The sequence below is a fragment of the Franconibacter daqui genome (assembly GCF_014644275.1).
GTDB classification, from domain to species: domain Bacteria; phylum Pseudomonadota; class Gammaproteobacteria; order Enterobacterales; family Enterobacteriaceae; genus Franconibacter; species Franconibacter pulveris.
This window is the reverse complement of record NZ_BMKJ01000002.1, coordinates 17,088-29,825: the sequence shown is the minus strand read 5'-3', so window position 1 is coordinate 29,825 and position 12,738 is coordinate 17,088. Positions and strand designations below refer to the sequence as shown.

General features: G+C 56.7%; 13 protein-coding genes. 8 read left to right on the top strand and 5 right to left on the bottom strand.

All coding sequences use genetic code 11. From position 1 onward, the window contains the following. The 5 genes from IEX01_RS09460 to csrD all read right to left on the bottom strand — a co-directional run bounded on the left by IEX01_RS09460 (position 1) and on the right by csrD (position 5,483). Positions 1–576: a Maf family protein gene (locus IEX01_RS09460; RefSeq protein ID WP_028019961.1), complete on the bottom strand. Its 576-nt coding sequence runs from the start codon at positions 574–576 to the stop codon at positions 1–3. Positions 577–584: 8 nt separating this feature from the next. After that, positions 585–1,073 (bottom strand): rod shape-determining protein MreD, encoded by a 489-nt coding sequence (mreD, locus tag IEX01_RS09455; protein ID WP_024558860.1) that lies wholly within the window; start codon positions 1,071–1,073, stop codon positions 585–587. After that, positions 1,073–2,128, bottom strand: coding sequence for a rod shape-determining protein MreC (gene mreC, locus IEX01_RS09450; RefSeq protein WP_048888024.1), 1,056 nt, complete (start codon positions 2,126–2,128; stop codon positions 1,073–1,075). Before mreC ends, mreD begins: the two co-directional genes overlap by 1 nt. 61 nt (positions 2,129–2,189) lie before the next feature. After that, positions 2,190–3,233 carry a rod shape-determining protein MreB gene (mreB, locus tag IEX01_RS09445; RefSeq protein WP_006818047.1) on the bottom strand — a complete coding sequence of 348 codons (1,044 nt, stop codon included), beginning with the start codon at positions 3,231–3,233 and terminating at the stop codon, positions 2,190–2,192. A gap of 309 nt (positions 3,234–3,542) precedes the next feature. Further along, entirely contained in the window at positions 3,543–5,483 is a 1,941-nt protein-coding gene (csrD, locus tag IEX01_RS09440) for an RNase E specificity factor CsrD (RefSeq protein WP_024558862.1), read from the bottom strand. 225 nt (positions 5,484–5,708) lie between these two features. Between csrD and acuI the strand changes: the two genes are divergently transcribed. The 8 genes from acuI (at position 5,709) to panF (ending at position 12,730) form a co-directional block, all read left to right on the top strand. Then, on the top strand, positions 5,709–6,683 hold the full coding sequence (gene acuI, locus IEX01_RS09435) for an acrylyl-CoA reductase (NADPH) (protein WP_024558863.1): 975 nt from the start codon (positions 5,709–5,711) through the stop codon (positions 6,681–6,683). A 101-nt stretch (positions 6,684–6,784) separates the two neighbouring features. After that, the gene (gene msrP / locus IEX01_RS09430; protein WP_188723755.1) at positions 6,785–7,789 is read left to right on the top strand and encodes a protein-methionine-sulfoxide reductase catalytic subunit MsrP; all 1,005 of its coding nucleotides are present in this window, start codon (positions 6,785–6,787) and stop codon (positions 7,787–7,789) included. Further along, on the top strand, positions 7,790–8,389 hold the full coding sequence (msrQ, locus tag IEX01_RS09425; RefSeq protein WP_024560958.1) for a protein-methionine-sulfoxide reductase heme-binding subunit MsrQ: 600 nt from the start codon (positions 7,790–7,792) through the stop codon (positions 8,387–8,389). Between the two features lie 233 nt (positions 8,390–8,622). Further along, positions 8,623–9,075 (top strand): type II 3-dehydroquinate dehydratase, encoded by a 453-nt coding sequence (aroQ, locus tag IEX01_RS09420; RefSeq protein WP_024558866.1) that lies wholly within the window; start codon positions 8,623–8,625, stop codon positions 9,073–9,075. 22 nt (positions 9,076–9,097) lie between these two features. After that, positions 9,098–9,577 (top strand): acetyl-CoA carboxylase biotin carboxyl carrier protein, encoded by a 480-nt coding sequence (gene accB / locus IEX01_RS09415; protein WP_024558867.1) that lies wholly within the window; start codon positions 9,098–9,100, stop codon positions 9,575–9,577. A gap of 10 nt (positions 9,578–9,587) precedes the next feature. Next, positions 9,588–10,937, top strand: coding sequence for an acetyl-CoA carboxylase biotin carboxylase subunit (gene accC, locus IEX01_RS09410; protein WP_024558868.1), 1,350 nt, complete (start codon positions 9,588–9,590; stop codon positions 10,935–10,937). Positions 10,938–11,043: 106 nt separating this feature from the next. After that, a complete protein-coding gene (locus IEX01_RS09405; RefSeq protein ID WP_024558869.1) occupies positions 11,044–11,286 on the top strand; it encodes a YhdT family protein in 243 nt (80 codons plus the stop codon). Further along, on the top strand, positions 11,276–12,730 hold the full coding sequence (gene panF, locus IEX01_RS09400; RefSeq protein WP_188723754.1) for a sodium/pantothenate symporter: 1,455 nt from the start codon (positions 11,276–11,278) through the stop codon (positions 12,728–12,730). Before IEX01_RS09405 ends, panF begins: the two co-directional genes overlap by 11 nt. The last annotated feature ends 8 nt before the right edge of the window (positions 12,731–12,738 follow it).

The window sequence follows — 12,738 nt, the reverse complement described above, 5'->3', positions numbered from 1 at the left end:
TTATCCCTCACGCAAGGCGTTAAAATTGCTTAGCAGTTCATACGTCTCTACCAGCGGCAAGCCGACCACGGCGTGGTAGCTGCCGTTGATCTTTCTCACAAAACAGCCGCCCAGCCCCTGAATGCCATACGCGCCCGCTTTATCCATGGGTTCGCCGCTTGCCACATACGCCTCGATATCCGCTTCCGATAACGCGCGGAAAGTGACCTCGGTCACCACCAGACAATCCATTACCTGACGTTTATCCGCCACCGCGACGGCCGTCATCACCTGATGCGTTTGCCCGGAAAGCTGGCGCAGCATGGCGCCTGCATGGGCTTTGTCCCGCGGCTTTTCCAGCACTTCGCCATTGAGAATGACGATGGTGTCTGCGCCAAGCACCGGCCAGTCGCGCGCCGCCAGTGCGACGCCCGCCTGCGCTTTCTCCCGCGCCAGGCGCGACACATAGTGCTGCGCGCTTTCGTTTTCACGGCGCACTTCTTCAAGGCCGGTAATGAGACGTTCGAACGTCACGCCCAGTTGAGCGAGCAGTTCCTGACGACGAGGCGAACCGGAGGCGAGATAAACTGCAGTCATAAAAACCCTTATTGCACCGCAAACTGTTGACGGATTTTACGCATCAACAGGAAAAGCCACGGCCAGAGCACGCCGTTCACTACGCTGCTCCAGAACACTTCCGGTCTGAAAGAGACGTTGATAACTAAAAACTCTGCCCAGAAAACAATAATATCGGCCGCCAGAGAGAGCAACATAATAACCAGCGCCTGTTGCCAGAGCGCCAGGTTACGGAAAAGCTGGAATTTCAGGGCGACCAGGTAAGCGATAATGCTCATCGACAGCGCGCGTACGCCGAGCGTTGAACCACTGATGAGATCCAGTATGGCACCCATCACGAAACCCGTACCGACATTTACGCGATGCGGCAGCGCCAGGATCCAGTAAAGCAGGATTAGCAATACCCAGTTTGGCCGGTAAACCAGAATGTCGTCCGGCCAGGGCATGATCTGCAATAACAATGCGACAAGGAAGGAGAGCCAGATGACCCAGCGCCCCTGGCTACGATAGCTCCCCACTACGGTCCTCCCCGGGCGGCAGGCGCCACGTCAGAGGACGATGCGGGCGCTGCCGCGCCTGGCGCAGACGTTGTAGCGCCAGTCGTCGGCGTGGTGATGCCGGTCGCAGGCGCGGGCACTGGCGCAGGTGGGCCCATCGCATCAGGCGAGGGCAGCACTTGCGGCATCATCTGCATCAGGCGTTCATTCGCCACGCGGTGCACTTCCTCCGGCGTCATGGGGTTAACCCCCTGACGATCCGAGCCCCACAGCAGCAGCAGATAGCGCAGGCGCTGCAGGCCAGCTGTCGGACGCGCCTGAATCACGGTGTAAGCGCGCTGAGTATCCAGTCTTACTGACGACACCACGCCCACCGGATACCCTTCCGGGAAGCGTCCGCCAAGGCCGGAGGTGACCAGCACGTCGCCTACGCGAATATCGGTATTGGCGGGCAGGTGCTCCAGTTGCAAATCATCCGTACAGCCGTTGCCGGCGGCAATCACGCGAATATCGTTGCGCAGCACCTGGATTGGCAACGCATGGGTAGCGTCGCAAATCAGCAATACCCGGCTGGTAAGTTTCGCGACGGCGATAACCTGTCCGACGACGCCTTTATCACTGATGACGGGCTGACCTTCGTAAACGCCGTTGATGCTGCCTTTATCGATAACCACCTGGTCGCTGTAAGGGTCATTAACGGTGGAGATCACCTGAGTGACCATTTTTTGCTCGTCCTGACGCAGCGGAGAGCCAAGCAGTTCGCGCAGGCGCGCGTTTTCCTGCTTGTACTGCCCAAGCATCAGCAATTCGCTATTTTTCAGCAGCAGTTCCTGGCGCAGCGCCCGGTTTTCAAGCTCAAGCTGATCCCGCGATGCGAGCGTTTGCGACACGCTATCAAGCAATTCACGGGGACCATTCGACACAAAGTAGAAAGGGCTGACGGCGGTATCCATGTACGTTCGAATCTGGCTGAACGTACCGAGGCGGCTGTCGGCGATAATGACACCAAGCGCCACCAGCACCGCCAGAATAAGGCGAATCTGTAGCGACGGGCCACGGCTAAAAATTGGCTTCATAGGCTATGCGTATTCCCAAACCAACAAGAAGGGCAACCGGAGTTGCCCTTGCTTGCGGCTGTTACTCTTCGCTGAACAAGTCGCCGCCGTGCATGTCGATCATTTCCAGTGCCTTGCCGCCGCCGCGCGCCACGCAGGTCAACGGATCTTCCGCCACCACGACCGGAATGCCGGTCTCTTCCATCAGCAGACGGTCAAGGTTACGCAGCAGTGCGCCACCACCGGTGAGCACCATACCACGCTCGGAGATATCGGAAGCCAGTTCCGGCGGGCACTGTTCCAGCGCCACCATGACCGCACTGACGATGCCGGTCAGCGGTTCCTGCAGCGCTTCGAGGATTTCGTTGGAGTTGAGGGTAAAACCGCGCGGCACGCCCTCGGCCAGGTTACGGCCGCGAACTTCGATTTCACGCACTTCATCACCCGGGTAAGCGGAGCCGATTTCGTGCTTGATGCGCTCAGCGGTCGCTTCACCAATCAGGGAGCCGTAGTTGCGGCGTACATAATTAATGATAGCTTCGTCGAAACGGTCACCGCCGATACGTACAGAAGAGGAGTAAACCACGCCGTTCAGGGAAATAACGGCCACTTCAGTGGTACCGCCACCAATATCCACCACCATGGAGCCGGTAGCTTCGGAGACCGGCAGGCCTGCGCCAATCGCGGCGGCCATCGGTTCTTCAATCAGGAAAACTTCGCGGGCGCCTGCGCCCTGCGCGGATTCGCGAATCGCGCGGCGTTCAACCTGCGTCGCGCCAACCGGCACGCACACCAGCACGCGCGGGCTTGGGCGCATAAAGCTGTTGCTGTGCACCTGCTTGATGAAGTGCTGCAGCATTTTTTCGGTAACGAAGAAGTCGGCGATTACGCCGTCTTTCATCGGGCGAATGGCGGCGATGTTGCCCGGCGTACGGCCCAGCATCTGTTTCGCTTCATGACCAACGGCAGCGACGCTCTTCGGCGAGCCGGCACGATCCTGACGAATGGCCACAACGGACGGCTCATTCAATACGATGCCTTGTCCTTTTACGTAAATCAGGGTATTCGCGGTACCCAGGTCAATGGACAGGTCATTGGAAAACATGCCACGAAATTTTTTCAACATACTAAGGGATAATCCTGAAAGCTGGGGCGGAAAAATAAAATCCGCTTACTTTACCAACCACACGATGCAGCGACAAGGCGCAAAAACGTTCTGCATCGGTGAAAAATAGTGCAGTTCTCGCTTCCTGCGTTTTACGTTCTCCCGCCCGGACCGTTTGTTGAAAAAGCGACCAGTTCAGAGCTGACAAGGTAAAACGCGCACGAAAGCAAAACTGGCTTCGCTACGCTGCGACAATCCGGCCGGCAGGCGCGCTCGCCCCCTTGAGATGCAGCGCGCGTTATTCTACGTGAAAACAAATTAAACGGCAGGCTAAACCGAATATCTTTGAGAATATTTTTTCACGCTCGTGTCGAGGGGTTGAGAAGCAGCAAAAAAATCGCCCTGCCCGCCCGCGACGCCCCTTTCCACCAGCGTCTGCCATTCGCTACGGGTTTTTATACCCGTGGCGAAAACCCGTGTTTGCGTACCGTTGCAAGCTTCCACCAGGCTTTGGGCGAAGAGCTGGTTTTCGGTACGCTTTTCAATGTTCTTCACCAGACCCGGATGCAGCTTGATAATTTCTACATCCAGCTCCTTGATATAGGCCGTGCTGACCACCGTTAATCCCGCCTGCGCGACCGCGATGCGGACGCCCAGCGCTTTGATTAACCGAATCACCGGTTGTAACCGACTGATGTGTTGACAAACATCTGCCTCAGCAAGTTCAAAAAGAATGCGCATTCGCTGCGATTTTTCGCATTGCATCAGGGTATCGCGCAGCCAGCGCTGGAACGGCGGGCGGATGAGCGACTCGACGGTAAGCGGCACGGCGAGCGTTTCTTCAGGCCAGAAGCGTAAAAACGGCACGACGCGCGCCACCATCTGGCGGTCATACTGTTCGGCCAGGCCAAACGCCTGCACCATCGGCATATACTCCGCTGCCAGCACCTCTTCTTCGCCATCGAAAATACGGCACATTAGTTCCCGATGGTGCACCCGGCCGTCGCGTAAAACGGCGGGTTTCTGATAAATGCGCGGACCTCCGCGCTGGAGAACGCCTTCAAGCAACGTACGCCAGCGTACGTTGCCGCGTCCTTTTTCGGGCAGCGAATTGTCATACACCGCCCAGCCATTTCCGCCCTGCAGCACGGCGTTGCGGGTGGCTATCTCCGCATGCTCCATCACCTGCTCTGTCGTCTGCCCGCTGCGCCAGGCGCAAATGCCGATGTGCAGCATATCGTTGCGGTCGAGCATGCGGGTAGGCGGCAGCGAGTCGACAGCATTCAGCAACTGGCTGGCGATGCTGTCCGCCTCTTTTAAGGTGCGATGCGGCAGCAACACGGTAAAGTCGCTGCGAAAATAGCGCGCCAGCAGCGCCCCCGGGTAACGCATCACAAAGGTCGAAAGCATATTAATGAGGGTGAAGAGATAGTTCTCGACGGCGGTTTTGCCCCAGCTCTCCCGCAGCATGTCAAAATCCGGCAAACGGATCATCATGACCACGCCGTGCGTGCCGACTTTCTCCTGATCTTCCAGCAGCGTCGCCAGTTGGTTGTCGAAAAAGAGACGATTGCTGAGGCCGGTTTTTACATCCTGCGCGGCGTAGGAGCGAATAAGCGTGTCCATGCGGCTACGCTGCTCGCCCGCGCTCTGGATTTCGGAAAGCAGCACATCCAGCGCGCTGCTGACGTGGGTCGGCCATTCATGCACGCTGCCGCGCACGCGCACGCCACGCTCGCCGTTAAGGATGCGGGCCGCGCGGGTTTCCAGCAGCTCCTGCCCGGCAAGCTGACGTTTAAGCCAGCGCACCGCAAAGAAAATCACCACGACCATAAAGCCAATGGCGATGCTGAGCGGCGCGGTGGTGAGCAAAGAGCGGTAGTAGTTGGCAAGCGGATCCTGCCAGGTCAGCTTCAGCGACATGCCTGGGTGCTTTAGCAGCGGCACTTCAAGCGTGCGGTATTGATGCTGGCTGCCCGCCGGGTGATAGCTTTGCGGCCGCGTATGGCTGTAAAGCCTTCCGGTATCACTGTTGAAGTCGATGCGCACAATATCGACCGGCACCATTAGCTCATCCAGACGATGAACCAACGCCTCGGGGGAATGGCTTACGAGGTCGTTATCAATAATGGAGGCGACTGACACCACGCGGGAGGCGACTTTTTGCTGAATGGAATTAAAGAAACTAAGCGAACATCCCAGCAGCGTGACAAGGATGGCAAGCCCCGTCAGCAGGGTGACAAAGGCGGAAAATTTCGTCGTTAATCGCATCCTTGTGTTAACTCCGTCAGTTATCGGCACGAGCGAACGGCGCTGCATGAGTGCCGGGGCCACATATATAGTAAGTACTAACTACACAGACCCGCCGCGCATATTACCAAACCCGACGGGACGTTCAGAGGTTTTATTGCGATAAGTCGGCATAGCGTTTCAATATGCGAGTATAGTCTTCAAAGTTTTTTTTCCAATCTTAAGCGACCCATTGAGGAGTAATGTATGCAGGCTTTGATTCTTGAACAGCAGGATGGGAAGACGCTCGCCGCTATTAAACCCCTTGACGAAAGCGCCCTGCCTGAAGGTGACGTAACCGTTGATATCGACTGGTCGAGCCTTAACTATAAAGATGCGCTGGCGATAACCGGCAAAGGCAAAATTATTCGTAACTTCCCGATGGTACCGGGCATTGATTTTGCGGGCACCGTACGTAAAAGCGAAGACCCGCGCTTTCATGCAGGCCAGACCGTGCTGCTTACCGGCTGGGGCGTCGGCGAGAACCACTGGGGCGGCCTCGCCGGGATGGCGCGGGTAAAAGGCGACTGGCTGGTGCCGATGCCGCAGGGGCTGGACGGACGTAAAGCGATGATTATCGGCACCGCAGGGTTTACCGCCATGCTGTGCGTTATGGCGCTTGAAGAAGGGGGCGTGCGCCCGGAAAGCGGCGAAGTGGTCGTGACCGGCGCAAGCGGCGGCGTAGGCAGCACGGCGGTGGCGTTGCTGCATAAGCTGGGTTATCAGGTAGCGGCGGTCAGCGGCCGCGAAAGCACGCATGCGTATCTTAAGCGTCTCGGCGCCAGCCGCATTCTGGGCCGTGACGAGTTCGCCGACAGCCGTCCGCTGGAAAAACAGCTGTGGGCAGGCGCCATCGACACCGTGGGCGATAAAGTGCTGGCGAAAGTGCTGGCGCAGATGAACTACGGCGGTTGCGTGGCGGCCTGCGGGTTGGCGGGCGGTTTCGCGCTGCCGACGACGGTCATGCCCTTTATTCTGCGTAACGTTCGTCTGCAAGGGGTTGATTCCGTAATGACGCCAGCGGCCCGGCGCAAAGAAGCCTGGGAGCGACTGGTGCGGGATCTGCCTGCTGATTTCTACGAGCAGAGCGCAACGGAGATTGCGCTTGCCGACGCGCCGAAATTCGCCGAAGCCATCATTAACAACACGGCGCAGGGCCGCACCCTGGTTAAAGTGAAGTGAGAGATTTTTTTACACAATTTTAACCAGATGCCTCGCAGGCTGACCGACTCCCTGTCATGATTAAGGCGTATCGTTATCTTCGCATCACCAGAGAGTCGGTCATGAAAAAAATCAGCCGTTTAACTGAAGCCGATGTCACTGCCGAATCGGCTTTCTTTATGCAGCGCCGCCAGATCTTAAAAACATTAGGCATCGGCGCCGCCGCGCTTTCGCTTTCCCCGGTCGCCCAGGCGGATCTGCTGGACTGGTTTAAGGGCAACGACAGGCCCAAAGCCCCGGCGGGCCAGCCTCTTAATTTTTCTAAGCCAGCAGAATGGCAGGCGAAGCTGCCGCTGACGCCGGAAGATAAAGTGACCGGCTACAACAATTTCTACGAATTCGGTCTGGATAAAGCAGACCCGGCCGCCAATGCAGGCACGCTGCAGACTACGCCCTGGAAACTGACTATTGACGGCGAAGTGGCGAAGCCGCTGACGCTTGATCACGATGATTTATATAAGCTTTTCCCGCTGGAGGAGCGTATTTATCGGATGCGATGCGTAGAGGCCTGGTCGATGGTCGTGCCGTGGATAGGCTTCCCGCTCGCCAGCTTGTTGAAAAAAGTCGAACCTACCAGTGCGGCGAAATATGTCGCTTTTACCACGCTCTATGCGCCGGAGCAGATGCCGGGCCAGAAGGACCGCTTTATTGGCGGCGGTCTGGATTACCCCTATGTAGAAGGGCTGCGTATAGATGAAGCGATGCACCCGCTGACTATGCTGACCGTCGGCGTTTACGGCAAGGCGCTGCCGCCGCAAAACGGCGCTCCTGTACGCCTTACCGTGCCGTGGAAGTATGGATTTAAGGGAATTAAGTCGATCGTCAGCATTAAGCTGACCCGCGAACGGCCGCCGACAACCTGGAATCTTTCCGCGCCGGGCGAATATGGTTTTTACGCTAATGTGAATCCTAATGTCGATCATCCCCGCTGGTCGCAGGCCACCGAGCGCGTTATCGGTTCCGGCGGCGTGCTTGATGTGAAGCGCCAGCCTACCCTGTTGTTCAACGGTTACGCCGAGCAGGTCGCTTCGCTCTATAAAGGACTCGATTTGCGGGAGAATTTCTAAGTGCGTTTAACGGCAAAACAGATTGTCTGGCTGAAAGTGGCGCTGCATCTGGCCGCTTTCCTGCCGCTCGTGTGGCTTTTTTACGCCGCAAGCCAGGGATACTTCAGCGCCGACCCGGCGAAAGATATTCAGCATTTTACCGGCCGCATGGCGCTTAAGCTGCTGCTTGCCACGCTGCTGGTCACGCCGCTGACCCGTTTGCTCAAGCAGCCGCTGCTGATCCGCACCCGACGTCTGCTGGGATTATGGTGTTTTGCGTGGGCAACGCTTCATCTTATTAGCTATTCGCTGCTAGAACTGGGCATCAACAACCTTTCTTTGCTCGGCCAGGAACTGGTAAGCCGTCCCTATTTGACGCTCGGCATCATTAGCTGGCTGGTGCTGCTGGCGCTGGCGTTTACCTCGACGCAGGCGGCGCAGCGAAAACTGGGTCGCCGCTGGCAAATTCTGCATAACTTCATTTATCTGGTAGCGATCCTGGCACCTATTCACTACCTCTGGTCGGTCAAGATCCTCTCACCGCAGCCGTTAATCTATGCCTTTATCGCGCTTGTGCTGCTGGCATGGCGCTATAAGAAGTTCCGTCAGTGGCTGAGATAATGCGTTGTTCTGCGCCATTTAATCCACTTCTGTTATTACCCGGTATCGATTGGCTGATACCGGTTGATAATCTTCCCTGATAAGACCAGTATTTAGCTGCCAAATGCTACGAAATCGTTATAATGTGCGACTTTGGTTTTTCGCCCGCCCATTTTCATGGTGTTAAGGGTGACAACCTCGCAACGAAGGTATATTTTGTTTTTTACCGGAGAATTGCAGGAGATAGCGTCACAATGGCGAACAGATTTCAGATTTTGCTTTTGAACGGCCCAAACCTTAATATGCTCGGCACCCGTGAGCCCGAAAAGTATGGCAAACAGACGCTGGATGAAATTGTGAGCGGCCTCCAGGCGCAAGCTGAATCGCTAAACGTTTCGCTCGATCACCTGCAATCTAACGCGGAGTATGCGCTTATCGACCGTATTCATCAGGCTAAAGACAATGTCGACTATATCCTGATTAATCCGGCCGCTTTTACGCATACCAGCGTCGCGCTGCGCGATGCCCTGCTGGCGGTGAGCATCCCGTTTATCGAGATCCACCTCAGCAACGTGCATGCCCGCGAGCCGTTCCGGCATCATTCATACCTTTCTGATGTCGCCGCTGGCGTTATCTGCGGATTCGGCGCTGACGGCTATAGCTATGCACTACAGACGGCGGTAAAACGCCTGTCACAATCACACTAAACAAAGAGTACGGAACCCACTCATGGATATTCGTAAGATTAAAAAACTGATCGAGCTGGTTGAAGAATCAGGCATCGCTGAACTGGAAATTTCTGAAGGCGAAGAGTCTGTACGCATCAGCCGCGCGCCGGCCAATGCAGGCATCCCGGTTATGCAGCAGGCCTATGCTGCGCCGATGTATGCCCCGCAGCAGCAGCCTGCGCTGTCTACTGCTGTCGCACCGGCAACCGCGCCGGCGCTGGAAGCGCCAGCTGCAGCAGAAGTCAGTGGCCACATCGTACGTTCCCCGATGGTTGGTACCTTCTATCGTACCCCGAGCCCGGACGCCAAAGCGTTTATTGAAGTAGGCCAGAAAGTCAACGTGGGCGACACCCTGTGCATCGTTGAAGCGATGAAAATGATGAACCAGATCGAAGCCGATAAAGCGGGCGTAGTAAAAGCGATCCTGGTTGAAAGCGGTCAGCCGGTAGAGTTTGACGAGCCGCTGGTTGTCATCGAATAACGAGGCGAACATGCTGGATAAAATTGTTATCGCTAACCGCGGCGAGATTGCACTGCGTATTCTTCGTGCCTGTAAAGAACTGGGCATCAAGACTGTCGCTGTGCACTCCAGCGCGGACCGCGATCTGAAACACGTACTGCTGGCGGATGAGACCGTATGTATCGGTCCGGCGCCGTCAGTAAAAAGCTATCTGAACATCCCGGCCATTATCTCCGCTGCGGAAATCACCGGTGCGGTCGCGATTCACCCGGGCTATGGCTTCCTTTCCGAGAACGCCAACTTCGCCGAGCAGGTTGAGCGCTCCGGCTTTATCTTCATCGGTCCGAAAGCGGACACCATCCGCCTGATGGGCGACAAAGTGTCTGCGATTACGGCGATGAAGAAAGCAGGCGTCCCGACGGTGCCGGGTTCCGACGGCCCGCTGGGCGACGATATGGATAAGAACCGCGCCCATGCGAAACGCATCGGCTACCCGGTGATTATCAAAGCTTCCGGCGGCGGCGGCGGTCGCGGTATGCGCGTAGTGCGCAGCGACGCCGACCTGGCGCAATCCATCTCCATGACCCGTGCGGAAGCGAAAGCCGCTTTCAATAACGACATGGTCTACATGGAGAAATACCTGGAAAACCCGCGCCACATTGAGATTCAGGTGCTGGCGGATGGCCAGGGCAACGCCATTTATCTCGCCGAGCGCGACTGCTCTATGCAGCGTCGTCACCAGAAAGTGGTCGAAGAAGCGCCGGCGCCGGGCATCACCCCGGAACTGCGTCGCTACATCGGCGAACGCTGTGCCAAAGCCTGTGTGGATATTGGCTATCGTGGCGCGGGCACCTTTGAGTTCCTGTTTGAAAACGGCGAGTTCTACTTCATTGAAATGAACACCCGTATTCAGGTAGAACATCCGGTTACCGAGATGATCACCGGCGTCGACCTGATCAAAGAGCAGCTGCGTATCGCAGCAGGCCAGCCGCTCTCCATTAAGCAGGAAGAAGTGACGATCAGAGGCCATGCGGTGGAATGCCGTATCAATGCCGAAGACCCGAACACCTTCCTGCCGAGCCCGGGTAAAATCACGCGCTTCCACGCGCCGGGCGGCTTTGGCGTTCGCTGGGAATCACATATCTACGCGGGCTATACCGTACCGCCGTATTACGATTCCATGATAGGCAAACTCATCTGCTACGGTGAAAACCGCGACGTGGCGATTGCCCGCATGAAGAACGCCCTGCAGGAATTGATCATCGACGGCATTAAAACCAACGTCGATCTGCAGACGCGCATCATGAACGATGAGAACTTCCAGCACGGTGGCACCAATATCCACTATCTGGAGAAGAAGCTGGGCCTGAACGAAAAATAAGCCCTGCTTTCATTGATAAGGCCAGCTTCCGCTGGCCTTTATTTTTTGTCGCCTCCCCCTGCTGCTGCGGTACAATCGCCGCTTTCTTACGTCACAAGGGATAAAAATGGACAACCGTTTTGTTCAGGCCCATAAAGAGGCGCGCTGGGCGCTGTGGCTGACCCTTCTCTATCTCGCCGCATGGTTAGTGGCTGCTTACTTACCTGATTCAGCAACAGGCGTAACGGGCCTGCCGCACTGGTTTGAGATGGCTTGTCTGCTGGTGCCGCTGCTGTTCATTCTGCTCTGCTGGTTGATGGTGAAATTTATTTATCGCGATATTCCGCTGGAGGATAACGATGCAGCATGAAGTGATCCTTCCTCTTATCGCCTATCTGCTGGTGGTATTTGGCCTTTCGCTCTACGCCATGCGCAAGCGCACGACGGGAAACTTCCTTAACGAATACTTCCTTGGCAGCCGTTCCATGGGCGGGTTTGTGCTGGCGATGACGCTGACGGCGACTTACATTAGCGCCAGTTCATTTATCGGTGGCCCGGGCGCAGCCTATAAATATGGTCTGGGCTGGGTACTGCTGGCGATGATTCAACTCCCCGCCGTCTGGCTTTCTCTCGGCATTCTGGGCAAGAAGTTCGCTATTCTCGCCCGCCGCTATAACGCCGTCACGCTTAACGACATGCTTTACGCACGCTACCAAAGCCGTCTGCTGGTATGGCTTGCCAGCCTGAGCCTGCTGGTGGCCTTTATTGGCGCCATGACGGTGCAATTTATTGGCGGCGCGCGCCTGCTGGAAACCGCGGCGGGCATTCCCTATGAAACCGGCCTGCTGATTTTCGGCATCAGCATTGCGCTCTATACCGCATTTGGCGGCTTTCGCGCCAGCGTGCTTAACGACACGATGCAGGGGCTGGTCATGCTGATTGGCACCATCTTGCTGCTGGTGGGCATTATTCACGCCGCAGGCGGCCTGCACAGCGCGGTGGAAAAACTTCAGCATATCGATCCGAAGCTGGTCGCGCCGCAGGGCGCAGAGGATATCCTCTCGCCAACCTTTATGGCCTCGTTTTGGGTGTTGGTTTGCTTCGGCGTCATTGGCCTGCCGCATACGGCGGTACGCTGCATCTCTTATAAAGACAGCAAGGCGGTGCACAGCGGTATTATCATCGGCACCATTGTGGTCGCTATCCTGATGCTCGGTATGCATCTCGCGGGTGCGCTGGGCCGTGCCGTATTGCCCGATCTAAAAGTGCCGGATCTGGTTATCCCTACGCTGATGGTCACCGTGCTGCCGCCGGTGGCGGCGGGGATCTTCCTCGCTGCGCCGATGGCGGCGATCATGTCGACCATTAACGCGCAGCTGCTGCAATCTTCCGCCACGATCGTAAAAGATCTCTGGCTGAACCTGCACCCGGACCAGATCCATAACGAGAAACGCCTTAAGCGCATGTCTTCGGTTATCACGCTGGTGTTGAGCGCGTTGCTGCTGCTGGCGGCCTGGCGTCCGCCGGAAATGATTATCTGGCTCAACCTGCTGGCCTTTGGCGGCCTGGAAGCGGTTTTCTTGTGGCCGCTGGTGCTGGGGCTGTACTGGGAGCGAGCGAACGCGGCCGGCGCGCTCAGCGCGATGATCGTCGGCGCGGTGCTCTACGCCGTTTTGGCTACGCTAAAGATACAATACCTGGGTTTTCACCCGATTGTGCCGTCTCTGCTTTTAAGTCTGCTGGCTTTCCTTGTAGGTAACTGTTTTGGTCGCCCCGTAATGCAAGCCGCAGCCGTTTCATCTGTCGATAAATAAAGAGTTTT